The organism is Azospirillum thermophilum (genome assembly GCF_003130795.1).
Lineage (GTDB): Bacteria > Pseudomonadota > Alphaproteobacteria > Azospirillales > Azospirillaceae > Azospirillum > Azospirillum thermophilum.
In genome coordinates this window covers 2300289-2325816 of the sequence record NZ_CP029353.1, presented here as the reverse complement: position 1 = coordinate 2325816, position 25528 = coordinate 2300289, and the positions used below count along the sequence as shown (strand labels likewise).

Genomic DNA, 25528 nt, shown 5'->3' with positions numbered 1-25528 from the left:
GCCGGGAGGTTTCACACGCCGCTGGTGCGGGCCGACTGCTCCAGCGCCTTGATGTGCGACAGGCCCGGCAGGATCTCCGACTTCACGAACTCCAGCCGGCGGTTGGGGCCTCCGCCGCCGCGGGCGAAGCGGCTCTTCCACAGGTTCATCTTCACCGCCAGACCGCAGAGCACGCCGCCGATGGTGATGTGGTGCGAGGCGATCAGTTCGCGGATCGACCGGAAGGTCTCGGCGTTGATGTCGCTCCAGAAGTCCTTGGAGCGGTTGTCGAAGCTTTCGAACCGGCCGGTGATCGAGGTGGAGATGTCGGTCAGGTCGCGGCTGATCTCGTCCAGCGTCTTGATCTGCCGCGGATCGCGCTTGATCTCGGCAGAGGCGCGGATCTCCGACATCCAGTTCAGGAACTTCTCGACCTCCGGAACGATCTCGTCCAGGCACTTCTTGAAATAGGCGAGCGACAGGAAGATGTCGCCGTACTCCTCCAGGAACTGCGGGATCTCGGTCAGCCCGATGTCCAGCCGGTCGGCCATGGTGCGCAGGTTGCGCAGCGCCTCCTCCCGGTTGGGGTTGGCGAAAAGCTGGATGATGTCGCTGACGTCGGACACCTGCATGTCCTGCGACCCGTAGACATATTCCATCAGCGGCCGGGTGAAGACGCGCATGTAGCTCGTCAGCTCGGCCTTCTTCTTGTCCGACAGGGTCAGTGACTCGACGTTGTTGACGTCGATGTTCAGCCGCCTCAGCTCGATGCGCGAGGAATAGACGTCGAAGCTGGAGGCGCGGCCGATCTTCTCGATCTTCACCAGATCCCGCTCCACCTCCTCCTTGTAGGATTCGAAATAGGCGGGGATGTGCTGGGGGAGACCTGCCCGCTGCCGGCCTGGGCGTCGCGGAACATCTCGACCACCGTCTGCAGGCGGACGTTCTTGATCAGCCGGGCATGCTGCAGGCCGGGCGTCTCCAGCGGGATCGCCGACAGGGGAAGGATGTGCAGGGCGTCGCGGGCCTCGTCCTCCCAGGCCTTGCGCTTGGCCGCATCGGGCCCGGAAGGAGCGCGCGCCTTGCCCTCCTCCGCGGGGGTCTTGCCCTCTTCCGGGTTCTCTTCGCCGCCGCCGGCCTCGCCGTCCACCGTCATTCTTTCCAGCGTCTGGAGCCTGTCAGGAAATCGTCGCCGTCGCCCGCGCCGTCGCGGCGCCGGCCCTCGTCAGCACCATACAGCACCTGCGGGCGCTGACAAGGACGGCTGACCCCGATCGCCGGCCGCCGCCGGACGAAGGACCGCCGATGCACCGCCCGCCGATGCACCGGTCAATGGACGCTCAGCGGCTCCATGTCGTTCTGGCGGACGGCGGCGAAGGCGACGTCCTGCTTCGGCAGGACGGTCAGCGGCGTGCCGTCGGCGGCATGGATGGAGAAGGCGGTGACGCCGTTCACCGTCACCGGGCGCACATAGGCGACGTGGTCGACGCCGAAGGCGGCGAAGTCCTGCGGGGAAAGCTGGCGGAGGGTCGTGACGGTCGTGTTGTCCATGATGGTGTCCCTTTCCGGTAGGCGACACGCGGGCGCGTCCGATTCACCCTTCGGTGCGGTCGGGCGCCACGTCGATGGTGCGCGGCTGGTTGGCCGACGGTGCGGTCTGCTCGATCTTGATCGTGCGGATCTTCGGTTCCGGCATCGGGCGCTTCAGGTCGATGTTCAGCAGCCCGTTGTCGAGCGAGGCGCCGACCACCTCGATCCCTTCGGCCAGGACGAAGCTGCGCTGGAACTGCCGCGCCGCGATGCCGCGATGCAGGTAGATCCGCGACTTGTCGTCGGTCTGGCGTCCCCGGATGACGAGCTGGTTGTCCTCGATCTGGACCGACAGGTCCTCGGAGGTGAAGCCCGCGACGGCCAGCGTGATCCGCAGCCCGTCCTCGCTGGTCTGCTCGATGTTGTAGGGCGGGTAGCCTTCCGCCGAATTCTTGGCGATCCGGTCGAGCGTGCGCTCGAACTGGTCGAAGCCCAGGAGAAGCGGGCTGTTGAAGAGAGAGAGTCGGGTCGTCACGGCGCATCCTCCTCAAGACGCGAGCGAGTTGCACGAAGTGGGCCCGTTTCCGGCGCCCGGCGAAGCGGCAGCCCGCCAGGGGGCGGCGCTGCCACGACCATTAGATTGGCAATGCCGCACCGCGGGTCAAGGAAGAAGCGGCCCGCCCGCGGCCGCGTTTACCGCTCCAGCAGCCCGGCGACCTCCCCGGCGATGGCGAGGCAGGAGGTCAGCCCCGGCGATTCGATGCCGAACAGGTTGACCAGCCCGGCGATGCCGTGGGCTTGCCGTCCCTGCAGCAGGAAATCGGCCTGCGGCTGGCCGCGCCCGCTCAGCTTGGGCCGCACGCCGGCATAGGCGGGCACCAGCGCCCCGTCCGGCAGGCCGGGCCAGTAGGCGCGTACCGACCCGTAGAAGGAGTCGGCGCGCCGCGGATCCACCGCATAGTCGATCCGGGCATGGTCGGCCGGGGTGTCCGCGGGAAGGGCGGAGTCGTCCAGCCACTCGACGTCCGGACCGAAGCGCGCCTGCCCGGCCAGATCCAGCGTCAGGTGGACGCCGAGGCCGCCGTCCTCCGGCACCGGGTAGACGAGGCGGGAGAAGGGCGAGCGTCCCTGCGCCAGGGCGTAGTAGTTGCCCTTGGCCAGCACGCGCGGCGGCACCTGCTCCGCCGGGAAGCCGGCGATGGCGCGGGCGACCGCCCAGGAGCCGAGCCCGGCGGCGTTGACCAGGGTGCGGCAGCCGAGCCGCATCGGCTCCGCCCCGCCGACCTCCAGCAGGAAGCCGTCCTCCGTCGCCTCGGCGCGCAGCAGCGGGCTCAGCAGGGCGAGCGCCGCGCCGGCCGCCTCCGCGTCGCCCAGCAGGGCCAGCATCAGCCCGTGGCTGTCGATGATCCCGGTGGAGGGGGAGACCAGCGCCGCGACGCAGCGGAGGTTCGGTTCCAGCGCCCGCGCCTCGGCCCCGTCGATCCGGTAGAGGTCGTCCACCCCGTTGGCGGCGGCCTGGCGGCGGATCGCCTCCAGCCTGGGCAACTGCGCCTCGTCGGTGGCGACGATCAGCTTGCCCAGCCGGCGATGCTCCACCCCATGGTCGCGGCAATAGGCGTAGAGCGCCTCGCGCCCCGCCACGCACAGCCGGGCGCGGATGCTGCCGGTCGGGTAGTAGATGCCGGCATGGACGACTTCGGAGTTGCGCGAGCTGGTGCCGGTGCCGATGGCGTCGGCCGCCTCCAGGATCACCACCTCCCGGCCGGCCTGCGCCAGCCGGCGCGCCACCGCCAGCCCGACCACCCCGGCCCCGACCACCACGCATTCGACCCGGTCCATCGTCATGCCATCCCCGTCCATGCGAACCGTCGCCAGAGGACCGGAAAGCGGCGCCCCGCGCAAGGGGAAGGGCAAGGGGAAGGCGTCGCCGCCGGCTTGACGCCGGGCGGTCCGTCGCCGACTGTCCGCGGACGGTGGGCGGAGGGGCCGGTATGCGCGATCACGGTGACCATGGACGGGAAAGACGGGCCGGCATCGCGATGGCGCTCGGCTCGGCGCTGCTGTTCGGCGCCAGCACGCCGCTGGCGAAGCTGCTGGTCGGCGGGCTGTCGCCCTGGCTGCTGGCCGGGCTGCTGTATCTCGGCTCCGGGCTCGGCCTCGCCCTGGTGCGCCGCCTGCGGCCGGCCGCGGAGGCCCCCCTGGCGCGGGGCGACTATCCCTGGCTCGCCGCCGCCATCCTCTGCGGCGGGGTGGTGGGGCCGCTGCTCCTGATGAGCGGGCTGGAGGCGGGGACGGCCTCGGCCGCCTCGCTGCTGCTGAACCTGGAGGGCGTCTTCACCCTGGCCATCGCCTGGGTCGTCTTCCGCGAGAACGTCGACCTCCGGGTCGGGCTGGGGGCGGCGGCCATCCTGCTCGGGGCGGTGCTTCTGTCCTGGGAGGGAGGATCCCTCTCGCTGGGCGGCGGGTCGCTGCTGGTGGCCGGCGCCTGCCTCGCCTGGGCGGTGGACAACAACCTGACGCGCCGGCTTTCCGCCGCCGACCCGGTGCAGATCGCCATGCTGAAGGGGGCGGTGGCCGGGACGGTCAACATCGCGCTGGCCGTCGCCGCGGGGGCGGAACTGCCGGACGCCGGGACGATGCTGGCCGCCGGTCTGGTCGGGTTCCTCGGCTACGGCGTCAGCCTGGTCCTCTTCGTGCTGGCCCTGCGCCATCTGGGGACGGCGCGGACCGGGGCCTACTTCTCCCTGGCGCCCTTCGTGGGGGCGCTGCTCGCCGTCGCGGCCCTGGGGGAGCCGCTGTCGCTGCGCTTCGTCCTGGCCGCCCTCCTCATGGCCGCCGGGCTTGCGCTGCACCTGATGGAGCGTCACGAGCACCCGCACGAGCATGAGCCGATGGAGCACGCGCACCGCCACGTCCATGATGCCCACCACCGGCACGACCATGGGCCGGACGATCCGCCGGGGGAGCCCCACGTCCACCGCCACGCCCATCCGCGGCTGGTCCACCGGCATCCGCACTACCCCGATCTCCACCACCGTCACGAGCATTGAAGGCGTGACAATCAAGTTCTTGCGGTCCCGCCGGAGCCAAGCCCATACTCGCGGCAAAAGGGCATAAGACCTTCTCGCGGAAGCCAGGGCCGACGGATCGCGCCGATGCACCATTCATCCCCGAACGCGGCGAAGCCGGCGGCGTTCGCACCGTCCGGGCTGCAGGGCCTGATCCTGGCGACCGTGGCTCTGATCGCCCTGTTCAGCGTCGGATTCTGGGTGATGACGGCGCTGGTCGACCGCGCCGGAACCCTGCGCCATGGCGAGGACCGCGCCCAGTCCGCCGCCCGCATCCTGCAGGAGCATGTGCGCCGCACCGTGGCGACCGGCGATCTGGCGCTCGCCCGCACGCTCGACCGGGTCCATCAGCGCGGGATGGAGGGCATCGCCGGCGACCGCGCCTTCTGGCAGTTCCTGCGGTCCATGGCGGAGGCCCTGCCGGAGATCAGCGCCATCTGGATCCACGACGCGGCCGGCGTCAGCCGGCTGACCAGCCGCCGCTACCCCGCCCCCCAGGGAAACGTCGGCGACCGCGCCTATTTCCAGGTCCATGCCTCCGGCGTGGACTTCCACGTCGGCGAACGGATCGTCGGCCGGATGAGCGGCGAGCCCTCCTTCACCATCAGCCGGCGGATCGAGAAGGACGGGGTCTTCCTCGGCGTCGGCCACGTCAATGTGGCGCTCGACTACTACAAGGAGGTGTTCGAGAGCCTCGACCTCGGCCCCGGGGCCACCATCGCGCTGTTCCGCGACAACGGGCAGCCGGTCTTCCGCTTTCCCGCGAGCGAACTGCTGGAGGGCGCGGATTCGGCGGAGATGCTGCACCGCCTGCCCGCCGGGACGAACGGCGTGTTCGAGGTGCCGGCCCCGTCGGGCGACGACGGGCGCATCGTCGCCTACCAGCGCGTTCCCGGGCTGCCGCTAGTGGTTCTGGTCGGGCTGTCCAGGGACGACGAGCTGGCCTCCTGGCGCGAGCGGCTGGTGCGCGGCGCCATCGTCGTGGCGGTGGCCCTGTTCGCCTGCGCCGGGCTCGCCTTCGCCGCGGTGCGCAGCCTGTCGCGCGAGCAGGTGAGCCGGCGCCGCCTCGCCGAGGCGAATGGCGAGCTCGACGCCGCGGCCCGCCACCTGGAGGACGCCAACCGCGCCTATGCCGCCGCCAACCGGCGGATGAACCTGATCCTGCAGTCGGCCTCCGACAGCATCTGCGGCGTCGACCGCAACGGCCGCATCACCTTCGCCAACCCGGCGGCCTCGGTGATGACCGGCTTCGCCAACGAGGAGCTGCTGGGCCGCAACCTGCATGCGCTGATCCACCATACCCGCGCCGACGGCAGCCCCTATCCGGAGGCGGAATGCGCGGTCACGCGCGTGCTGCACACCGGCCGGACCCACCGCGGGCTGGAGGACACCTTCTGGCGGCGCGACGGAACCAGCATCCCGGTGGAGTTCACCGCCTCCCCCATGCTGGAGGACGGGCGGGTCGAGGGCGCGGTCGTGGTGTTCCACGAGATCGCCGAGCGCAAGCGCGCGCAGGAGGCGATGGAGCGCGCCATGCGCGCGGCCGAGGCGGCGAGCCGGGCCAAGTCGGAATTCCTGGCCAACATGAGCCACGAGATCCGCACGCCGATGAACGCGATCCTCGGCCTGATCCACCTGATCCAGCAGACCCAGCTCTCGCCGCGCCAGCGCGACTATCTGCAGAAGATCCGGATGTCGGCGCAGTCGCTGCTCGGCATCCTCAACGACATCCTCGACTTCTCCAAGGTGGAGGCCGGCAAGCTGGAGCTGGAGCATGTGGAGTTCCGCCTGGACGAGCTTCTGCAGAACCTCGCGGTCATCGTCGGCACCTCGGCGGAGGAGAAGGACATCGAGGTGCTGTTCCACGTGGCGCCCGGCGTGCCGCTGGACCTGATCGGCGACCCGCTGCGCCTGCAGCAGGTGCTGATCAACCTCGCCGGCAACGCCATCAAGTTCACCGAGGCGGGGGAGGTGGTCGTCTCCGTCGCCGCCCGGACGGTGGAGGACGACCGCGCCGTGCTGACCTTCTCGGTCCGCGACACCGGCATCGGCATCTCGGCGGAGCAGAAGCAGCGGCTGTTCCAGGCCTTCAGCCAGGGCGACAGCTCCACCACCCGCCGCTACGGCGGAACCGGGCTGGGGCTGGCCATCTGCTCCCGGCTGGTCTCGCTGATGGGCGGCTCGATGGATGTGGAGAGCGAGCCGGGCAAAGGCAGCGACTTCCACTTCGACGCCGTCTTCCAGTGCCACGCCGCCGCGGCGGAGCGGCCGCGCGCCGCCCGGCCGGTGCCGCGCGACCTGTCGGTCCTGGTGGTGGACGACAACGAGACCGCCCGCGAGGTGCTGGGCGAGATGGCCCACGGCTTCGGCTGGACCGTCACCGCCAGCGCCTCCGGGGCCGAGGGCATCGCCGAGCTGGAGCGGGCGGCGGCGGCCGGCCATCCCTACGACATCGTGCTGATGGACTGGAAGATGCCCGGCATGGACGGGCTGGAGACCACCCGCCGCATCCGGGCCGGAAGCCGCGCCGGCGCGCCGATCATCATCGTCGTCAGCGCCTTCGGGCGGGAGAAGATCGCCTCCACCGGGACCGAGGCGGGGGTCAGCGGTTTCCTGGTGAAGCCGGTCACCGCCTCCTCCCTGCTCGACGCGGTCACGCTCGCCTATTCGCATGGCCCGGCGGAGCCGCCGGAGACGGCGCCGGCGGCCTCCGGCCCCCGGCAGGCCCAGCCCGCCGCAGCCCCCGCCTTGGGAGGCGCCATGAACAGTCCGCGCACGAGGGAGGCCGGCCCGCTCGCCGGCCGGCGGATCCTGCTGGTCGAGGACAATGCGCTGAGCCAGGAGGTGGCGCGCGAGATCCTGGAGCGGGCGGGCGCCGAGGTCGCCCTGGCCGGCAACGGCCGCGAGGCGGTCGCCCTGGTCGAGCAGTCGGAGGGCTTCCACGCCGTCCTGATGGACGTGCAGATGCCGCAGATGGACGGGTTCGAGGCGACCCGCGCCATCCGCCGCCTGCCCGGCGGCGACGGCCTGCCGATCATCGCCATGACGGCCAGCGCCCTGCCGTCCGACCGCCGCCGCTGCCTGGAGGGCGGCATGGACGACCACATCGCCAAGCCCCTCGACCTCGCCCAGCTCTTCACCGTGCTCGGCCGCTGGGCCGGTGCGCCGGCCGCCGGTGCCGCCGGTGCCGCCGTGGCGGAGCTGGCGGCCGCCGGCCAGCCGGCCGGTGCCGCCGCCGGCGGTCCTGCCGGGCTGCCGGCCTCCCTTCCGGGAATCGACCTGAACGACGCGCTCGGCCGGCTGGACGGCGACGTCGCGCTGTTCCGCCGATTCGTCGCCGAGTTCGCCCGCAGCTATGCCGGCGTCGCCGACGCGGTGGCCGCGGCGCTGGCGGCCGGCGACCTGCCGCGGGCCAAGGGGCTGGGGCACGAGCTGAAGAGCGTCGCCGGCAACATCGGCGCCCGGCGCCTGTCGGCCGCCGCCGACGCGCTTCAGATTGCCGCGGGCCGCGGCGAGGCGGAGGCGGCCGCCACCCAGCTCGGCGAGCTGCGCGCCGAGCTGGCGAAAGTGCTGGAAGGCGCGGGAATGCTGGAAAGAGGCGGGTCCGACCCCGCCGCTCCCCCGCCGCCGGACCCGCTGGTGGCCGGCGACCGGCTGGCGTCCCGGCTTTCGCAATTCGCCATATTGTTACGAGACAGCAACTTCGCGGCGGCGGAAGAGTTCGCTATGCTGGCACCGTCCCTGGCCGGTTGCGTCGACCCTTCCACCGTGAAGAGCCTGACCGCCGCCATCGACGGGCTCGACTTCGTCAAGGCGCTCGGCATCGTCCAACGGATCGCGCGGGACCTTGGCCTCTCACTTCAGACGGTCTGAACCGGTGACCATGGCCGAAAAGCGTCCCAAGATCCTGGTCGTGGACGACATCCCCTCCAACGTCCACGTCCTCAGCCGGATCCTGAAGGACGACTACGACATCTATTTCGCCACCGACGGGGAGCGGGCGCTGGAGCTGGTCCAGTCGCGCATGCCCGACCTCGTGCTGCTCGACATCATGATGCCGGGGATGGACGGGTTCGAGGTGTGCACCCGCATCAAGGCCGACACCACCACCCGCGACATTCCGGTGATCTTCATTTCGGCCAAGAGCGAGGTGGAGGACGAGACCCGCGGGCTGGAGGTCGGCGCGATCGACTTCATCACCAAGCCGATCAGCCCGCCCATCGTGAAGGCGCGGGTGCGCAACCACCTGCTGCTGAAGCGTCAGGCCGACCTGCTGCGCAGCCTGTCCTTCCTCGACGGGCTGACCGGCATCGCCAACCGCCGCCAGTTCGACGAGACGATGCAGCGCGAATGGCGCCGCTGCGCCCGCATGCACGCGCCGCTGTCGCTGATCATGCTGGATGTCGATCATTTCAAGGCCTTCAACGACCATTACGGCCATCAGGCCGGCGACGAATGCCTGCGCGCGGTCGCCGAGGTGCTGGCCGAGCAGGTGAAGCGGCCGAGCGACCTCGTCGCCCGCTACGGCGGGGAGGAGTTCGTCTGCCTGCTGCCGGAGACGGAGAACGAGGGCGCCATCCTGGTGGCCGAGCGGCTGCGCGACGCGGTGGCCCGCCTGGGCATCCCGCACGCCTCCTCGCCGGTGGCGCCGCACGTCACCATCAGCCTCGGCGTCGCGACCGCCCTTCCGACCTCCGACACCTCGCCGGAGTCGCTGTCGCAGCTTGCCGACCAGCTTCTCTACCAGGCCAAGCGGTCCGGCCGGAACCGGGCCGAGGGCGCGGTCGTGCCGGCGCTCTGACCATTCCGGGCACAGCAGAGGGAACCCGCCCATGAGTGCCGCGTCCAGCGATGCCGTCCCCCGTCCGGACCGGACGCCGCCCGGCGGCGCTCATGACCAAGCCTCCCATGGCCAAGCTTCCCATGGCCAAGCTTCCTATGACCGGGCTTCCTGTGACCGGGACGTCCGTGGCCGGGGCTTTTCCGGCCGGACCCCGCTGGCCGAGGCGCAGGCCCGCATCGATGCCGCCGCCGCCGCGCTGCCCGCCTGCCTCGTGCCGCCCGCACAGGCGGCCGGTCTGGTGCTGGCCGCGCCGGTGACCGCGGCGGACGACCTGCCGGACCGCGACCGCGCCGCCCGCGACGGCTTCGCGGTGGCCGCGGCCGACACGCTGGGCGCCGGCTCCTACAATCCCGTTCCGCTGCCGTCCGCCCTGCCGGTGTCGGCCGGCCAGCCGCTGCCGCCGGGCTGCGACGCCGTGCTGCCGGTGGAGGCCGTCTCGCACGCCGCCGGGCTGGTGGAGGCGCTGGACGCCGTGGCGCCGGGCGCCGGGGTGGAACGGCGGGGGGCGGCGCTGCGGACCGGCGCGACGGTGCTGCAGCCCGGCCGCCGCCTGTGCGCCGCCGATGTCGGGCTGCTCGGCGGCCTCGGCCTCGCGGCGGTTTGCGTGGTGCCGCGCCCGCGGGTGAGGCTGCTGATCGCCGGCGGCCCGCGCGAGGGCGGTGACGCGCTGACGCCCCTGCTCGCCGCGCTGGTCCGCCGCGACGGCGGCGAGGTGGAGGCGGCGGAGCCGCTTCCGGCGGAGACCGGGGCGCTCGCCGCGGCGCTGGCGGCGCCCGGGGCCGACCTGATCCTGTGCGCCGGCCGCACCGGCGTCGGCATGGACGACGCCGCTCCGCCCGCCCTGGCCGAAGCCGGAAGCCTGGAGTTCCATGGCGTGGCGCTGCGGCCGGGCGACAGCGCCGCGCTCGGCCGGGTGGGGGAGGTGCCGGTGGTCCTGCTGCCCGGCGAACCGATGGCGGCGCTCGCCGCCTACGAGCTGCTGGGCGGCCGGGCGGTCCGCCGCCGCGCCGGCCGTGCACCGGGCCTGCCGCACGCCACCGTCCAGGCGGTGACGGCGCGCAAGCTGGTGTCGGAGATCGGCTGTGCCGACCTCTACCGGGTGCGTCTGACCGGGGACGGGCTGGCCGAGCCGGTCGCCTCGCCCGCCGTGCCCGGCCTCGCCGCCGCCGTGCGCGCCGACGGCTTCGTGCTGATCCCCGCGGAGAGCGAGGGCGTTCCCGCCGGCAGCACGGTCACCATCTTCCTTTTCGACGGCGTCTAGTGCCACAGTCCGTCGAAGCCTGACCCTGAGGAGCCTCCGCCCGTGTCCGCCCAGCCCCAGCACCCCGTCAGCCCGGAGGAGATCCGCCGCTTCGTCGCCCGCGCCGCCCGCCAGGAGCAGTTCCTGGAGGTGGTCAGCCGCGAGGAGGCGGAGGCCCGGTTCCGCCGCCATCTCGACCTCGCCCCGCGGGGGGAGGAAGTGGTTCCGCTCTCCGCCGCCCTCGGCCGGGTGCTGGCGTGCGACGTGGTGGCCGGGGTGGACGTGCCCGGCTTCGACCGCTCCTCCGTCGACGGCTTCGCGGTGCGCGCCGCCGACACCACCGGCGCGCAGGAGGACAGCCCGGTCCTGCTGCGCCTGAACGCCGAGGTGCTGTCGGCCGGCCGCGTACCGGCCCTGACGGTGGAGCCGGGAACCGCCACGGTGATCGCCACCGGCGGCATGCTGCCGCGCGGCGCCGACGCCGTCGTCATGGTCGAGCAGACGGAGGCCGTCGAGCAGGACGGCGTGCTGTCGGTCGCCATCGCCCGGCCCGCGGTGCCCGGCGGCTTCGTCGCCGCCGCCGGCTCCGACATCGGGCGGGGCGAGACGGTGCTGCGGCGGGGCCAGCGCCTGACCTCGCGCGAGATCGGCGTTCTGGCCGCCGTCGGCCGGGCGGAGGTCGCGGTGCTGCGCCGGCCGCGCATCGCCATCCTGTCCACCGGCGACGAGATCGTCGCCCCCGGCGACCCGATCCGGCCCGGCGCCGTCTACGATTCCAACGGCGCCGTGCTGGCCGCCGCGGTGGCCGAGCTGGGCGGCGAGCCGGTGCCGCTCGGCATCGCCCCGGACGAGGAGGCGGCGCTGGAGGCGCTGGTGCAGCAGGGCCTCGCCTGCGACGGGCTGCTGCTGTCGGGCGGCACCTCGAAGGGGGCGGGCGACGTCTCCTACCGCATCGTCTCGCGGCTGACCGATCCCGGCATCGTCGTGCACGGCGTGGCGCTGAAGCCGGGCAAGCCGCTCTGCCTCGCCGTCACCGGTGGCAAGCCGGTGGTGGTGCTGCCGGGCTTCCCGACCTCCGCCATGTTCACCTTCCACAGCTTCGTGGCGCCGGTCATCCGCGCCATGGCGGGGATGCCGCCGGCCGAAGCCTGGACGGTGTCGGCCACGCTGCCGGTCCGGCTGGCGTCGGAGCGCGGGCGCACCGAATACGTCATGGTCTCGCTGATGCGCGGGCAGGACGGGCTGGCGGCCTATCCGCTGTCGCGCGGCTCGGGCTCCGTCACCGCCTTCAGCGCGGCGGACGGCTTTCTCGCCATCGACGCCCAGGCCGAGGGGATGGAGGCCGGCACCGCCGTCTCCGTCCAGCTCCTCGGCCGCAGCCTGGAACCTGCCGACCTCATCATCGTCGGCAGCCACTGCGTCGGGCTCGACAGCCTGATCGGCCGCCTGATGGGGGAGGGGGTGACGGTCAAGGCGCTGAACGTCGGCTCGATGGGCGGGCTCGCCGCCGCCAGGCGCGGGGAATGCGACGTGGCGCCCATCCACCTGCTCGACCCCGCGACCGGCGTCTACAACGAGGCCTTCCTGACGCCGGAGCTCGATCTGGTGAAGGGGTACCGCCGCCTGCAGGGCATCGTCTTCCGCCCGGCGATCCGCGTTTCGAGGGCAGGGGTGCCGAGGAGGCCGCGGCGGCGGTCGCCGGCGACCCGGACTGCATCCTGATCAACCGCAACGCCGGCAGCGGCACCCGCATCCTGACCGACCGGCTGCTGGGGGCGGCGCGCCCGACCGGCTACTGGACCCAGGCCAAGTCGCACAACGCGGTGGCCGTCGCGGTGGCGCAGCACCGGGCCGACTGGGGGGTGGCGATCGCCAGCGTCGCCCGGCTCTACGGGCTCGGGTTCCTGCCGCTGCAGGAGGAGCACTACGACTTCGTGATCCCGCGCGCCCGCCGCGACCGTCCGGCGGTCCGGCGCTTCCTGGCCGCGCTGGACAGCCCGGAGGTGGCGGAGGCGCTGGCCGGGCTGGGCTTCGAGCGCTGAACCCCGGCCGGCGCCGCGCGCCGGCGGCTCAGTGGACCGATCCGCCGCCGCAGGAGGAGCCGCAGCCGCAGCCGCCTTCCGGGGCGACGACGCGGATGGTCCCGGCGGCGGTGGCCAGCAGGGCGTCCAGCGGCAGGCCGGTCGCCTTGGCGAGTTCCCCCAGCCGCGCGCTGTCCGGCAGCCCGACGCCCGGCCCGAACACCGGATGCAGCATGGCCATCCGGCCGCGCGCCAGCGGGTCGAGGGCATCCAGCGTGGCGAGGTCGGTGTCGGCGGTGATGGCGGCCGGGCTGCTCATGACGGGCTCCTGAAGGGACGGGCGGACGGCGGATATGGTCCGGCAGGGAAAGCCGCCGCCTTGACCGCTGTCAAGCCCGATGGCGATGCCGGCCGCGGTCTCCGGCGGCATCTCGGCGGCATTCCGGCGGTTGCGTCCCGGGGCCGCATCCTGACGGCCGCGCCCGGGGCCGCGATCCGGTCCTTACCCCTCCCCCAGCCCGTATTTGCGGATCTTGTCGTGCAGGGTGGTCTTGGGGATCTGCAGGTCCTCCGCCGTGCGGGCGAGGCTGTGGGCGTTGCGGCGCAGCGCCTCGGCGATCAGCGAGCGCTCGAAGGCCTCCACCGTCTCGGCCAGCGGGCGGGGGCCGGTGACGGCCGTGGTGCCGAAGGGCGGGAAGCCGCCCTCGATCCCCAGGACGCAGCGGTCGGCAACGTTGCGCAGTTCGCGCACGTTGCCCGGCCAGTGGTAGGCCATCATGCGGCGCATCCGCTCGGGATCGGGCGCCGGCACCGGGCGGCCGTGGCGGGCGGCGGCCTGCAGCGCGAACTGCTCGAACAGCAGGCCGATGTCCTCGCGCCGGTCGCGCAGCGGCGGCAGCGGCAGGGTCACCACGTTCAGCCGGTAGTAGAGGTCGGCGCGGAAGCGGCCCTGCTCCGCCAGCTCGCCGAGATCCACCTTGGTGGCGGCGATCACCCGGCAATCCACCGGGACCGGCGTGTTGGAGCCCAGCCGCTCCAGCGTGCGCTCCTGCAGGACGCGCAGGAACTTGATCTGCATCGCCATCGGCATGCTCTCGATCTCGTCGAGGAACAGCGTGCCGCCGCTGGCATGCTCGACCTTGCCGATGCGCCGCTTGCCGGCCCCGGTGAAGGCCCCCGCCTCGTGGCCGAAGATCTCGCTGTCGAACAGGCTTTCCGGCAGGCCGCCGCAGTTGATGGCGACGAAGTTGCCGCTGCGGCGCGGGCTGGCGTCGTGCAGGCAGCGCGCCACCAGCTCCTTGCCCGTGCCGGTCTCGCCATGGATCAGCACGTCGGCCGCAGTGCCGCCGAGGTCGGCGACCAGCCGGCGCACCCGCTCCATCTGCGGCGAGGCGCCGATGATCCGCGCCTCGATGCTCTCGCGGTTCTGCAGCCGCTCGCGCAGCTCGCGCACCTCCAGCGTCAGGCGGCGCTTGTCGAGCGCGCGGCGCACCACCTCCACCAGGTAATCCGGCGAGAAGGGCTTCTCGATGAAGTCGTGGGCGCCGATCTTCATCGCCTGCACCGCCATCGACACGTCGCCATGGCCGGTCATCAGCACCACCGGCAGGTCGGGGTCGGCGGCCAGCAACTGGCGCAGCAGCTCCATGCCGTCCATGCCGGGCAGCCGGATGTCGGTCACCACGATGCCGGGGAAGCCGGCGCCGACCAGCCGGCGGGCCTTCTCCGCCGTGCCGACCGTCTCGGCCGCGATGCCTTCGAGCTGCAGGGCCTGCCGGCAGCCCAGCGCGACATCCTCGTCATCCTCGACGATCAGGACCTTCAGGACTGCGGACCCGGTGTCGGGCATTGGGTGTCTCCGGCCGCGGCATCGGCGAGGGCGGCGGTCGTGGGGTGGGCCGAAGGTGGGGGCGGAAGCGGGGATGACGGCGGGGGTGGGGCCGCAGGCAGCTCGACCGTGAAGACGGCCCCGCCGTCGGGCCCGTTGCTTCCGGTCAGCGTCCCGCCGAAGTCACGCACGATCCCCGCGGAAATGGCAAGCCCCAAGCCGAGCCCGCCGCCCGCCGCCTTGGTGGTGAAGAAGGGCTCGAACAGCCGGGGCAGCACGTCGGCGGGCAGGCCCGGCCCGCTGTCGGCGACGCTGACGACCACCCGCTCTCCCCCGGCGCCGCCGCCGTTTCCGCCGCCGGTCCGGCGGGCGGCGACGCGCAGCCGGGGCTCCGCCCGCCCCTCCACGGAATCGAGTCCGTTGGCCAGCAGGTTGACCAGCACCTGCTCCAGCCGGTTGGCATCGCACAGCGCCACCGGTTCCCCGGGCGTCCCGTCGGGCGGCAGCTCCAGCTCGACCCTCACGCCGGCCCGGCGCAGCCGCGGGTCGAGCAGGAACAGCGCGTTGTCGATCACCCGCCGCACCCCGACCGGCTGCGGATCGCCGGAGGATTTGCGGCGAAGGACTTGAGCTGGCTGGTCAGCGTGCCCATGCCGTCCACCAGCCGGGCGATGCGCTCCAGGTTGCCCTGGGCCGCCTCCAGGTCGCCGCGCTGCATGAACTTCACCGCGTTGCCGGACAGGGTGCGCAGGGCGGCGAGCGGCTGGTTCAGCTCGTGGGCGAGGCCGGCGGAGAGCTGGCCGATGACTGCCAGCTTGCCGGCCTGCACCAGCTCCTCCTGCGCCTCGCGCAGCGTGCGGGTGCGGTCCTCCACCTTGCGTTCCAGCTCGTCATGGGCGCGCTGCAGCGCCTCGCGGGCGCGCAGCCGGTCGCGCAGATGCAGCCGGCGCTGGTTCCACATCACCAGCAGGATGCAGAGGAAGGCGCTGCCGATCGCGGCCAGCGCCGCCCGCGTCCAGGCCATGCTGGTCACCTGCTCGACCGGCGACAGCACGGTCAGCCGCCAGGGCGTGCCGGCCAGCGGCGCCGACTGCGCCAGGAAGCGGCCGGAGACGGGGAAGACGGGGGCCGCCTCGTCCTTCGGCCGGGCCAGCCGCACCAGCTCCGCCCGGCCGCCCAGCGCGCGCAGCGGCGTGAGGCCGAGCGGCGGCAGCGGCCGGGCGTTGTATTGCAGGCTGCGGTCGAAGCGTTCCTGGGCCGCCGCGTCGAGCGGGCGGACGGTGGTGAATTTCCAGGACGGGACGGAGGCGAGGATGACCACCCCGTTCTCGTCGCTCACCAGCGCCGGCACCTCCACCGTCGACCAGGACAGCTCGAGCTGCTCCAGGCTGACCTTGACGACGGCGACGCCGGCGAGCTGCCCCTCCACCGTCAGCGGCGAGGAGAGGTAGTAGCCGGGCTCGCCCCGCGTCGTGCCGACGCCGAAGAAGCGGCCGGGCCGGCCGGCCGCCGCCTCGATGAAGTAGGGGCGGTAGGACAGATCCTCGCCGAGGAAGCTGTCCGGCCGGTTCCAGTTGCTGGTGGCGACCACCCGTCCCCGCCGGTCGAGCACATAGATGGACAGCGTGCCCGCCCGCTCGTTGAGCTGCTCCAGATAGCGGTTGACCGCCGGGGCCGGCGGCAGCCCGCGCGTCACCAGATCGAGCACGTCGCGCTCCAGCGCCAGCGTCGCCGGGAAATAGGCGTACTTGTCGATCTGGCGTTCCAGGCTGGCGGCATAGAGGTCGAGCCGGTGGTGGCCGGTCTGCCGCAGCTCGGTCAGCCCCATCGCCTCGCTGATGCGGAAGCCGGCGGTGCCCGCCAGCAGGGCCAGCACGGCCACTCCCGGCAGGAGCAGCCCGTAGCGGCGGATGAAGCGGAGGATCGGGGTGGTCGGGGCTGGCATCGTCGGGGCGGCCGGAACATCGCGACGCCATCATAACAGAGACGGCGGCCCCGCATGCAAAGGCCCGGATGCGAATGCCCAGGCGCAAAAAAAGCCCCGCCTGCCGGCTTGCGGCGGGCGGGGCCTTGCGGGGAGGCGGACGCTATTCGGCGGAGACGGGGGAGACGGCGACGGCGCCCTCCGGCAGGGCGTCCTCCTCCTCCTCCTCCTCGGTGGCCGGACCGATGGCGCCTTCCGACTTGGCGACCACGGCGGTGGCGATGGCGTTGCCCAGCACGTTGGTGGCGGTGCGGCCCATGTCGAGGAAGTGGTCGATGCCCATGATCAGCAGGACGCCGGCCTCGGGCAGGTTGAACATCGGCAGCACGGCGGCGACCACCACCAGCGAGGAGCGCGGCACGCCGGCGATGCCCTTGCTGGAGACCATCAGAACCAGCAGCATGATGATCTGCTGCTCGATGCTCAGCGGCACATTGTAGGCCTGGGCGATGAACAGCGACGCGAAGGTCGTGTAGATCATCGAGCCGTCGAGGTTGAAGGAATAGCCGAGCGGCAGGACGAAGCCGATGACCCGGTCCTTGACGCCGAACTTCTCGAGCTGCTCCATCACCCGCGGATAGGCCGACTCGCTCGAGGCGGTGGAGAAGCCGAGCAGCATCGGGTCGCGGACGGTCTTGACCAAGCGGAAGACGTCCTTCTTCAGCACCAGGAAGCCGGCGCCGATCAGCGCCGCCCACAGCACCGCCAGCGTGATGTAGAAGCTGCCCATGAACTTGCCGTAGACCACCAGCACGCCCAGGCCCTGGGTGGTGATCACGTTGGCGACGGCGGCGAAGACGCCGATCGGGGCGAAGCGCATGACATAGTCGGTGACCTTCAGCATCACCGGAACCACTTCCTCGATGGAGTGGGCCAGCGAGCGGGCCTTGGTGTCGCGCAGGCTGCCCAGCGCGAGGCCGAAGAACACCGAGAACACCAGGATCTGGAGGATCTCGTTGTTCGCCATCGCCTCGAAGAAGTTGCGCGGGAAGACGTGGGTCAGGAAGTCCTTCAGGTTCAGCGCGCTGGTCTTCAGCCCCGCCGAGGCGGCGGCATCGGGCAGCGGCACGTTCAGATGCGCGCCGGGCTGCAGGAGGTTGGCGAAGACCAGGCCGATGGACAGCGAGCCGAGCGAGGCCATGAGGAACCAGCCCACCGCCTTGCCGCCGATGCGGCCGACCGTGCCGGCGTCGCCCATGCCGGCCATGCCGGCCACCAGGGTCGAGAAGATCAGGGGCGCGATGATCATCTTGATCAGGCGCAGGAAGATGTCCGTGACCATCGCGAAATAGCTGGCGATCTCCTTCGCCGCCGCCGGGCTTTCGCTCAGGCTGTTGCAGGCATAGCCGACCAGGATGCCCAGCATCATGGCGATGACGATCAGGGTCGTCTGCTTGTTCATTTTCATAGAAGGATTTCCTCCCCAGGGCGGACACGGCCGGCCGGGGCGTCCACGGCAGGTCGGGTCGGAATGCCGTGGCCGTCACCGGCCGATCCCGAAGACCAGCAACCGCCATGCCAGATCGCGACGGGGATCGAGGGGGTATAACCCTTTGATTCGGATAGGACCTGTTCTATGACCCAACGGTTCCGTCCGGATTTCCGGATGGAGTGGCCGCAGCACCGTTCGGATTTCCGAATGGCCCGGGACAAAGAAAAACCCCCTTCCCGGCGGCCGGGAAGGGGGCTTGCGGGGAAACCGGAAGCGGTCCGTTACGCCGCCGACGGCTTGGCCAGCGCCGGCGCGGCCTCGGTCGGCTCCATCAGCGACACGGCGAGGGTCGGGGCCTTCCACTGCAGGCTGTCGAAGGCGCCGCAATGGCCGCACAGGCCGCCCCAGGCATGGCTGACGGCGCTGCACTCGGTGCAGGTCCAGGCGGGATCGGCCGGGGCGGCGGCGGCCTTGGCGAGCCAGCCGCGGGCGGCCTCCTCGTCCTGGCGCTCGTTGCGCTCCAGCTCGGCCAGCAGGCGGTAGAGGCGGCGCGACGGCTCGATCTCCAGCGCGCGGGTCAGGCGGTTGCGCGCCTCGCCCCACAGCTTGGCCTCCATCGCCACGCGGGCGACGGCGATCTGCGACTCGACGCTGTTCGGCGCCTGGGTCAGCAGCTTCTCGAACAGCTTCACCCGCGCCACCGGGTCATAGCCGTCGGTCACCTCGCGGTAGACGTCGGCCAGCTCCGGATGCGGCCCCTGGCGCCAGGCCCGCTCGATCACCTTGGAGGCCTGCTTGTGGCGGCCGGCGGCGAGCTGCAGCCGGGCGAGCCGGACCGCGGCGGGCACGAAGCCCGGCATCAGGTCGTGCGCCTGCTGGGCATGCGACAGGGCGGCGTCGCCGCGTCCGCGCCGCTCCGCCTCGAAGCTGCGCTCCAGCAGCAGGACGGTGCGGTGCCGGCGCCCGTCCTCGGCCGGGATGGCGCCGGCCTGGATGGCCTGCTGCAGGGTGCCCTCGGCGGACGCCCAGTCGCCGGCCCGCGCCTCCAGGTCGTAGAGCGTGCCGAGCAGCCAGGGCGTGTTCGGCTGCAGCGACCGCGCGCGGCGGGCGAGCTGCAGGGCCTCCACCCGGTCGCCGGCCTTCAGCGACTGGGTCAGCAGGCCGCGCAGCCCGAGGAAGGCCGTCTCCGGCCGGTCGAGCATGGCGGTGAAATACTCCCGGGCGGCGCGGTCGTCGCCCTGGAGCTGGGCCGCCTGGGCCGACAGCAGCATGGTCAGCGGCGGCTCGTTCAGCAGCCCGTCGGCCTTGCGCGCCATCTTGCGGGCGGTGTGGGCATCGCCCGCGGCGACGGCCACCAGCCCCTGGGTCAGGGCGCGGTAGCCGCGCTCCCGCCGGCGCGAGCGGCCGTAGCGCCGCAGCTTGCCCGGCGAGCGCAGCAGCCCGCGGACGAAGCGGTAGCCGAGCGCCGCCAGCGCCAGGGCGGCCAGACCGATCAGCACCGCCACCGCGAAGGACATCTCGATGACGTAGCCGAGCCAGGTGACGGTCACCGTGCCCGGCCGGTCGGCCAGCCAGACCGCGATCGCGATGACGACCGCGACCTTGATGAGGAACCAGATCGCGCGGATCATTGGCCGGCTCCCTTCGCGCCCGAGGCGGCGGACAGCAGCGCGATGGCCTTGGTGGTCAACTGCTGCCCGGCCTGGTTGGCGGCCAGCCGCGCCTTGGCGTCGGCGACCCACGGGGCGGCGGTCTCGGCGGCCGGACCCTGCAGGGCCGACAGTTCCTCCACCGCGCGGGGCAGGTTGTTCTCGTCCACCGCGGCCTCGGCCCGCGCCACGATGGCCTCGGGCCCGTTGCCGACCACGCCGCCGCCCTGGCGGCGGACGGTGATCAGCGTCGCCAGCTTGCCGGTCACCTGCTCCACCCAGTCGTTGCCCTCGCCGCGGTTGGCGGCGCGCACGATCTCGGAGGCCAGCGGCTTGAAGCGGTCCGTGAGCTGCGGCTGGGTCGGCACGCCCTTGGCGGCGTAGGGAGCCAGCGCGTCGAGCGGCTGCGTGATGGACGGGTCGGCGACGCCGAGACCGCGCACCGCCTGCAGCTCCTGCTGGAAGGGCTGGCCGGCGGCCAGCGCCGAGCGGAGCTGGCCGGCCGCGAGCACCAGCGCCTGGGCCGAGGTGGCGGCGTTGCGCTGCGATTCGACGGCGCTCGACACGCCGGTGAGCTGCTGGCGCACCGCGTCCAGGTCCTTGCGCAGATCCTGCGCGGCCTGGCTGGTGCTGGCGACGGCGCCCAGCCGCTGCTCCAGCCCGGCGAGGCGGGTGTTCAGCTCGTCCACGCGCGGGTCGGGCTGCGCCGCGGCCGTGGCATTGCCCGCCGCCGCGGGGGCCGGGCGCTTCTCCAGCGCGTCGATCCGGCCGGCGAGCTGGCGCAGGGCGCCGTCGATGGCCGCCGTGTCCACCGGGGCCGCGCCGCCGGCCGCGCCGCCGGCCGCGCCATTGGCGGCGGGCCGCTGCTCCAGCTTGCCGACGCGGTCGGCGAGCTGCTGGAGCTGGCTGCGCAGGGCCGGGTCGGCGGCAGGAGCCGCCGCGGGGACGGAGACCGCCGCGTCGCGGCCCGGCCAGCCGGGAACCTTCGGGCCCCACCAGGGCTCGGACAGCGCCGCGGCGCCGACCAGCAGGGCGACCAGCGACAGGGCGGTGGCGAAGCCGCTGCCGGAGCGCGGCTCGTCGACATAGGGCGGCGGCACGTCGCGGATGGTCTCGGCGCGCCGCGGCTCGGCCGGCTCCGGCGCCGCGGTGGCGGCGGCATAGGGCTCGGGTCCGGCGGTGGTCTCGACCGTCTCCGCCGGTTTCCCGGCGTCCGGCTTTGCGTCTTCCGGCTTTGCGTCTTCCGGCTTGGCCTCGGCGGCCGGCGGTTCCGCCGGGGCGGCCGCCACGGGCTCGCCCGCAGCCGGGTCGGCGGGGACGGGGGCGGAGGTCACCGGATCGATCGACTCGACCACCGGGGCGTCCACCACCGTGACGCCGGCCGGGGTGGTGTCGGCGGCGGGCTTGTCCTCGCTCGGGGTCGCGGCCTCGAGATCGGCCTCGTCCAGCGTGATCTTGTGCCTGGCGGCGGCGGCGCGCAGGTCGGCATGGCGCGCCAGCGGAATGGCGCCGCGCTTCTTCCAGCCCTGCACCGTCGTCACCGGAATGTCGAGCTTGTGGGCCATCGGCCGGATGCCGCCGAAACGCTCGACGATGCGGTCAACGGCACCCCCACCCTGGGCGGAGCCGCCCGGCTCGCTCTCCTGGTCTGGTGTCGGTCGGTCGGAGCCTGAACGAGAGGTCATCGGGGGTGCCTTCTTGGTCGCTGTTGTTCGTCTGACGCCGCAGCCCCGGCGGCTCCCCCGGGCCGCGCCGATCGCCGGCACGTCGTCCGGCAGCGGGGCGGTCGGAGCCTCCTGCGCCGGTCGGGCGGCGGCCCGTACGTTCCGTTGCGGCGTGCCTCCCGGGGCGCCGTACGTGCGGGCAGCATCCGCAACCGCGGGGCTGAGGCAGAGCGCATCGATCGTACGGCACGGATCGACCGGCCCCGCCTGGGCCACCAACCTAACAAAGCCGGGGGGTGTCCGGGGAGAGAAAAACAGCACCCCGTGGAGGTCATGCGTACGGATCGCGGCGCCCGTCCCGTCGGAGAACCGGAGGGGCACGGGCCTGCCCCGGGCGAGTCGTACGGCAGCCCCGCTGCGGGTTCGTCCGGACTGCCGGACCCGGAACGATCGCCGCGCCGGCAGCTCTCCACTCCCCTGCGACATGGCGAAGCACCCCGCCTGTGCGACGGGGGTGGGGCGGCGTACCGGCGCCTGGAAGGACGTACGGGCCTGTACGGGGCGCGGCCGGCGCCGCGACTCCGGATGCGGGCCGCCGATGGGCTACGCCGGAAGGGGAGGCGGCGCCTGTACGTCCGGCGTACCTCCTGTACGCCAGGGGTGCGGCCGGCCGGCGGTACGGGTCTGTTACGGCAGGAAGAAGTCGGGCGGAAGCGCCGCCTTGATCTCCGCCCCGGCATCGGCGCCCATCGCCGGCCCGTCGGCGGCGGGACCGCTGCGCTCGATGCGGAAGACCTGCCGTCCGTCCGTCGACAGCACCTTGCCGCGCATGTGCAGCCGGCCGCCGTCCAGCACCGCCATGGCGGCGATCGGCGTCCGGCAGGAACCGTCCAGCGCGCCGAGGAAGGCACGCTCCGCGATCACGCGGCTGGCCGTGCCGGCGCAGTGCAGCGGCGCCAGCAGGGCGCGGGTGGTGGCGTCGTCGCTGCGGATCTCGATCCCGATGGCGCCCTGCGCCACCGCCGGCAGCATGACCTCCGGCTCCAGCACCGCGGTGATCCGCTCGGTCAGGCCGAGCCGGCGCAGGCCGGCCAGCGCCAGCAGGGTCGCGTCCACCTCCCCGGCGTCGAGCTTGGACAGCCGCGTCTGGACGTTGCCGCGCAGCGGCACCACCCGCAGGTCGGGCCGCCGCTCCAGGATCTGGGCCTGGCGGCGCAGCCCGGCGGTGCCGACCAGCGACCCGGCCGGCAGGTCGTCCAGGCCATGGCCGCCGCGGGTGAACAGCGCGTCGCGCACGTCCTCGCGCGGCAGCAGGGCGGCGATCTCCAGCCCCGGCGGCAGGACGGTCGGCACGTCCTTCATCGAGTGGACGGCGAGGTCGGCGCGGCCGTCGTACAGCGCCTCCTCCAGCTCCTTGGTGAAGAGGCCCTTGCCGCCGGCCTCCGCCAGGGTGCGGTCCAGGATGCGGTCGCCCGTCGTCTTGAAGACGACGATCTCGATGGCGCCGGGAGCAGCCAGATGCGGGTGGGCGGCGATGAGCCGGTCGCGGGTTTCGTGGGCCTGCGCCAGCGCGAGGGGACTGCCGCGGGTGCCGATGCGGAGCGGATGGGTCATGGTTCCGTGTTCTAGGGGATCCCGCGCGGTTTGCAAGCCTCGGCCCGCCCTCCGGCCGGGAATTCAGACGATTGTATTGGCCCGGACGATGATCCGGCTGCTCCGCTCCGTCCATGGGGTGCCGTCGAAGCCGCCGGACACCGCCTCGACCGCGAAGCCGGTCTCGGCCAGCATCCGCTCCAGCTCCTCCCGGTAGACCATCCGCCAGGCGAAGGCGAAGGAGGTGCTGCGGATGCCGCCGTCGGGCAGCAGCTCGTCGTACCAGCCGCTCAGCCGCTGCACCTGCGTCTCGTCCATCGCGGCGGCCTGGGCATGGCGGACATAGCGGTTGCCGGTCTCGGGGTTCACGCGCGGCTGCGAGGGGGATGGGCGCCGCTCGGCCTCCAGCGGCAGGGCGAGCGGGTTCATCACGTCCAGCACCAGCCGGCCGCCCGGCCGCAGATGGCGTGCCGCCGCCGCGAGAACCCGCCGCTGATGGCCGGCATCGGGCGCCAGCATCAGCAGGTTGAAGGGCAGCAGGACGAGGTCGGCGCGCCAGCCGGCAAGGTCCGGATACGCCGGATCCGGGGCGGACAGGTCGAGGTCGGCGGCATCGCCCTCGATCAGCCGCACCCGCCGCACGACCTCCGGCGGCTCGGCCGCCAGCCGGGCGCGCAGCCGGTCCAGCATGGGGCCCGACACGTCGACCCCCAGCAGCTCCGCCCCCTGGCGGGCCAGCGGGATGGCCAGCCGGCCGGTGCCGCAGCCGACCTCCAGCACCCTGTCCAGGCCGGCCGCCGCCTCCAGGTAGAAGGCGACGTCGCCCAGCATCCCGACGCGCGCCAGCGCCGCCACATCCTCCGCCCGCGCCGGCCCCAGCTCCAGCGAGGGGTAATCGGCGTCGTAGTAGAGGATGCTGCCGTCGCCGGCCGGCGTGCCGGGGTTCACGCGCTCCGCCTCAGGCCGCGTCGGCGATCTTGGCGCCCAGCCCGTTCATCAGCGACACGAAGCCGGGGAAGCTGGTGTCGATGAAGGCGCCGTCGTCCACCTGGACCGGCTCGGCCGAAGCCATGCCAAGCACCAGGAAGCTCATGGCGATGCGGTGATCCATGGCGGTGGCGACCGTCGCCCCGCCCTGCGGCGGCCGGCCGGTGCCGTGGACGGTCAGGCTGTCGTCGGCCCCCACCTCGACCCGGACGCCGCAGCGGGTCAGGCCCTCGGCCACCATGGCGAGGCGGTCGCTCTCCTTCACCCGCAGCTCCTTGAGGCCCAGCATCACGGTGGTGCCCTCGGCACAGGCGGCGGCGGCGGCGAGGATGGGATACTCGTCGATCATGCTGGGGGCGCGGTCGGCCGGGACCACGACGCCCTTCAGCGGCCCGTGCTTCACCCGCAGGTCGGCCACCGGCTCGCCGGCCAGATCGCGGCGGTTCTCGAAGGCGATGTCGGCCCCCATCTCCACCAGCGTGTCGTAGAGGCCGGTGCGGCGCGGGTTCATCCCGACCTCCAGCAGCACGAGTTCCGACCCCGGCCGCAGCAGGGCGGCGACCGCCGGGAAGGCGGCGGAGCTGGGGTCGGCCGGCACCTGGATGGTCCGCCCGGTCAGTTCCGGCTGGCCGGTGACGGACACGGCGAGCGCCCCGTCCTCCAGCCGCTCGGTCGTCACGGTGGCGCCGAAATGGCGCAGCATCAGCTCGGTGTGGTCGCGGGTCGGCTCCGCCTCGATCACCGTGGTGGTGCCGGCGGTGTTGAGGCCGCAGAGCAGGATCGCCGACTTCACCTGGGCCGAGGCGACCGGCAGCCGGTAGGTGACCGGCACGGTGCGGTCGCTGCCGATCACGGTCAGCGGCAGCCGCCCGCCGGAGCGGGAGACGAAGCGGGCGCCCATCTGCTCCAGCGGCGTGGTGACGCGCGCCATCGGCCGCTTGTTCAGCGACGCGTCGCCGGTGAACACGCAGGTGATGGGATGGGAGGCGACCAGACCGATCAGCAGCCGCGCCGCCGTGCCGCTGTTGCCCATGTCGAGCACCTGCGCCGGCTCCGCCAGCCCGCCGAGCCCGACGCCGCGCACGCGCCACACGCCGGCCGCGTCGCGCTCGGCCGTGGCTCCCAGCAGCCGCATGGCCGCCGCGGTGTGAAGGACGTCCTCGCCCTCCAGCAGGCCATGGATCACGGTCTCGCCGACCGCGATGGCGCCGAACATCAGGGAGCGGTGCGAGATCGACTTGTCGCCCGGCACCCGCAAGGTGCCCGTGAGCGCGCCGGTGGAGGAAGAGCGCAGCGGCTTCGCCTGCGACATGGGGAAAGGTCCTTGATGGTCAGCGAAAGAATATGGCCGGTTTACCTAGCACAGCCGACCCGTTCTTGCCCACTGCATCGAACCGTTCCCGCCCCGCCGATGCACCGTTTCGCCACGGGACGGGATGCGCGGCCGGGGTCATGGAAACGGGGAGCGCGGAGACGGGGCGCACAAAAAAGGCCGCGCGGGACGCGGCCTTGAGGTCGAGGGAGGAAACCAAATGGAGGAGTTGCACGATGTGCAGGAGCATCATCAACCAATTATGGTTAATAGCAGGTGAAGAAACTCCTGCCCCGATGGCATAAGCCTTCGCCCGGCCGATGGCGGCGTGCGTCGTAAGGGCACGGCTGTAGCCGGATCACATCTTTTTTTTGACAAGCGCCCGCCGCCATGGCAAA

The 25528-nt window shown here is 72.7% G+C and carries 21 protein-coding genes; 6 read left to right on the top strand and 15 right to left on the bottom strand.

All coding sequences use genetic code 11. The features are described from left to right. Window positions 1–11: 11 nt before the first annotated feature. From DEW08_RS17335 to DEW08_RS17320, 5 genes are all read right to left on the bottom strand, one after another. The gene (locus DEW08_RS17335) at window positions 12–818 is read right to left on the bottom strand and encodes a hypothetical protein (RefSeq protein WP_245986376.1); all 807 of its coding nucleotides are present in this window, start codon (window positions 816–818) and stop codon (window positions 12–14) included. Beyond that, window positions 800–1135, bottom strand: coding sequence for a hypothetical protein (locus DEW08_RS32550; protein WP_245986375.1), 336 nt, complete (start codon window positions 1133–1135; stop codon window positions 800–802). The genes DEW08_RS17335 and DEW08_RS32550 overlap by 19 nt, the downstream gene beginning before the upstream one ends. Window positions 1136–1308: 173 nt before the next feature. Next, window positions 1309–1530 (bottom strand): DUF1150 family protein, encoded by a 222-nt coding sequence (locus tag DEW08_RS17330; RefSeq protein ID WP_109329190.1) that lies wholly within the window; start codon window positions 1528–1530, stop codon window positions 1309–1311. Window positions 1531–1573: 43 nt separating this feature from the next. Next, window positions 1574–2044: an Hsp20 family protein gene (locus tag DEW08_RS17325; RefSeq protein WP_109329188.1), complete on the bottom strand. Its 471-nt coding sequence runs from the start codon at window positions 2042–2044 to the stop codon at window positions 1574–1576. Window positions 2045–2202: 158 nt separating this feature from the next. Continuing rightward, window positions 2203–3348, bottom strand: a complete 1146-nt coding sequence (locus DEW08_RS17320; protein ID WP_109329937.1) for an NAD(P)/FAD-dependent oxidoreductase — start codon at window positions 3346–3348, stop codon at window positions 2203–2205. Between the two features lie 152 nt (window positions 3349–3500). Between DEW08_RS17320 and DEW08_RS17315 the strand changes: the two genes are divergently transcribed. The 6 genes from DEW08_RS17315 (at window position 3501) to DEW08_RS33230 (ending at window position 12702) form a co-directional block, all read left to right on the top strand. Then, window positions 3501–4559 (top strand): DMT family transporter, encoded by a 1059-nt coding sequence (locus DEW08_RS17315; RefSeq protein ID WP_109329186.1) that lies wholly within the window; start codon window positions 3501–3503, stop codon window positions 4557–4559. Between the two features lie 105 nt (window positions 4560–4664). Then, on the top strand, window positions 4665–8450 hold the full coding sequence (locus DEW08_RS17310; protein WP_109329184.1) for a response regulator: 3786 nt from the start codon (window positions 4665–4667) through the stop codon (window positions 8448–8450). Between the two features lie 10 nt (window positions 8451–8460). Further along, a complete protein-coding gene (locus tag DEW08_RS17305; protein ID WP_109329935.1) occupies window positions 8461–9378 on the top strand; it encodes a diguanylate cyclase in 918 nt (305 codons plus the stop codon). Between the two features lie 31 nt (window positions 9379–9409). Continuing rightward, a complete protein-coding gene (locus tag DEW08_RS17300; protein ID WP_109329182.1) occupies window positions 9410–10681 on the top strand; it encodes a molybdopterin-binding protein in 1272 nt (423 codons plus the stop codon). A gap of 42 nt (window positions 10682–10723) precedes the next feature. Then, window positions 10724–12382, top strand: coding sequence for a molybdopterin biosynthesis protein (locus tag DEW08_RS17295; protein WP_281262043.1), 1659 nt, complete (start codon window positions 10724–10726; stop codon window positions 12380–12382). After that, window positions 12376–12702 (top strand): substrate-binding domain-containing protein, encoded by a 327-nt coding sequence (locus DEW08_RS33230; protein WP_281262058.1) that lies wholly within the window; start codon window positions 12376–12378, stop codon window positions 12700–12702. Before DEW08_RS17295 ends, DEW08_RS33230 begins: the two co-directional genes overlap by 7 nt. A 28-nt stretch (window positions 12703–12730) precedes the next feature. Here the strand turns inward: DEW08_RS33230 and DEW08_RS17290 are convergent, their stop codons facing one another. The 10 genes from DEW08_RS17290 to aroA form a co-directional block, all read right to left on the bottom strand. Then, window positions 12731–13000, bottom strand: a complete 270-nt coding sequence (locus tag DEW08_RS17290; protein WP_146214712.1) for a hypothetical protein — start codon at window positions 12998–13000, stop codon at window positions 12731–12733. 183 nt (window positions 13001–13183) lie between these two features. Continuing rightward, the gene (locus DEW08_RS17285; RefSeq protein WP_109329178.1) at window positions 13184–14530 is read right to left on the bottom strand and encodes a sigma-54-dependent transcriptional regulator; all 1347 of its coding nucleotides are present in this window, start codon (window positions 14528–14530) and stop codon (window positions 13184–13186) included. Continuing rightward, complete coding sequence (locus tag DEW08_RS31725) at window positions 14503–15084, bottom strand: sensor histidine kinase (RefSeq protein WP_211107147.1); 582 nt, start codon at window positions 15082–15084, stop codon at window positions 14503–14505. The genes DEW08_RS17285 and DEW08_RS31725 overlap by 28 nt, the downstream gene beginning before the upstream one ends. Beyond that, window positions 15081–16454 carry a sensor histidine kinase gene (locus DEW08_RS17280; protein ID WP_211107146.1) on the bottom strand — a complete coding sequence of 458 codons (1374 nt, stop codon included), beginning with the start codon at window positions 16452–16454 and terminating at the stop codon, window positions 15081–15083. The genes DEW08_RS31725 and DEW08_RS17280 overlap by 4 nt, the downstream gene beginning before the upstream one ends. Window positions 16455–16596: 142 nt before the next feature. Continuing rightward, complete coding sequence (locus tag DEW08_RS17275) at window positions 16597–17895, bottom strand: dicarboxylate/amino acid:cation symporter (protein ID WP_211107145.1); 1299 nt, start codon at window positions 17893–17895, stop codon at window positions 16597–16599. A 311-nt stretch (window positions 17896–18206) separates the two neighbouring features. Next, window positions 18207–19556, bottom strand: coding sequence for a heme biosynthesis protein HemY (locus tag DEW08_RS17270; protein WP_109329174.1), 1350 nt, complete (start codon window positions 19554–19556; stop codon window positions 18207–18209). Continuing rightward, complete coding sequence (locus DEW08_RS17265) at window positions 19553–21259, bottom strand: COG4223 family protein (RefSeq protein WP_146214711.1); 1707 nt, start codon at window positions 21257–21259, stop codon at window positions 19553–19555. Before DEW08_RS17265 ends, DEW08_RS17270 begins: the two co-directional genes overlap by 4 nt. A 666-nt stretch (window positions 21260–21925) precedes the next feature. Next, window positions 21926–22852 (bottom strand): hydroxymethylbilane synthase, encoded by a 927-nt coding sequence (gene hemC / locus DEW08_RS17260; protein WP_109329170.1) that lies wholly within the window; start codon window positions 22850–22852, stop codon window positions 21926–21928. A gap of 63 nt (window positions 22853–22915) precedes the next feature. Next, the gene (locus DEW08_RS17255; protein ID WP_109329168.1) at window positions 22916–23779 is read right to left on the bottom strand and encodes a class I SAM-dependent methyltransferase; all 864 of its coding nucleotides are present in this window, start codon (window positions 23777–23779) and stop codon (window positions 22916–22918) included. Window positions 23780–23789: 10 nt separating this feature from the next. Next, entirely contained in the window at window positions 23790–25130 is a 1341-nt protein-coding gene (aroA, locus tag DEW08_RS17250) for a 3-phosphoshikimate 1-carboxyvinyltransferase (protein ID WP_109329166.1), read from the bottom strand. Window positions 25131–25528 lie beyond the last annotated feature (398 nt).

Excerpts from the sequence above, each read along its gene's own strand:
- DEW08_RS32550 (WP_245986375.1), bottom strand. The coding sequence starts at position 1,135 with ATGACGGTGGACGGCGAGGCCGGCGGCGGCGAAGAGAACCCGGAAGAG.
- DEW08_RS17330 (WP_109329190.1), bottom strand. The coding sequence starts at position 1,530 with ATGGACAACACGACCGTCACGACCCTCCGCCAGCTTTCCCCGCAGGAC.
- DEW08_RS17320 (WP_109329937.1), bottom strand. The coding sequence starts at position 3,348 with ATGGACCGGGTCGAATGCGTGGTGGTCGGGGCCGGGGTGGTCGGGCTG.
- DEW08_RS17315 (WP_109329186.1), top strand. The coding sequence starts at position 3,501 with ATGCGCGATCACGGTGACCATGGACGGGAAAGACGGGCCGGCATCGCG.
- DEW08_RS17310 (WP_109329184.1), top strand. The coding sequence starts at position 4,665 with ATGCACCATTCATCCCCGAACGCGGCGAAGCCGGCGGCGTTCGCACCG.
- DEW08_RS17305 (WP_109329935.1), top strand. The coding sequence starts at position 8,461 with ATGGCCGAAAAGCGTCCCAAGATCCTGGTCGTGGACGACATCCCCTCC.
- DEW08_RS17300 (WP_109329182.1), top strand. The coding sequence starts at position 9,410 with ATGAGTGCCGCGTCCAGCGATGCCGTCCCCCGTCCGGACCGGACGCCG.
- DEW08_RS17290 (WP_146214712.1), bottom strand. The coding sequence starts at position 13,000 with ATGAGCAGCCCGGCCGCCATCACCGCCGACACCGACCTCGCCACGCTG.
- DEW08_RS17285 (WP_109329178.1), bottom strand. The coding sequence starts at position 14,530 with ATGCCCGACACCGGGTCCGCAGTCCTGAAGGTCCTGATCGTCGAGGAT.
- DEW08_RS17280 (WP_211107146.1), bottom strand. The coding sequence starts at position 16,454 with ATGCCAGCCCCGACCACCCCGATCCTCCGCTTCATCCGCCGCTACGGG.
- DEW08_RS17275 (WP_211107145.1), bottom strand. The coding sequence starts at position 17,895 with ATGAACAAGCAGACGACCCTGATCGTCATCGCCATGATGCTGGGCATC.
- DEW08_RS17270 (WP_109329174.1), bottom strand. The coding sequence starts at position 19,556 with ATGATCCGCGCGATCTGGTTCCTCATCAAGGTCGCGGTCGTCATCGCG.
- DEW08_RS17265 (WP_146214711.1), bottom strand. The coding sequence starts at position 21,259 with ATGACCTCTCGTTCAGGCTCCGACCGACCGACACCAGACCAGGAGAGC.
- hemC (WP_109329170.1), bottom strand. The coding sequence starts at position 22,852 with ATGACCCATCCGCTCCGCATCGGCACCCGCGGCAGTCCCCTCGCGCTG.
- aroA (WP_109329166.1), bottom strand. The coding sequence starts at position 25,130 with ATGTCGCAGGCGAAGCCGCTGCGCTCTTCCTCCACCGGCGCGCTCACG.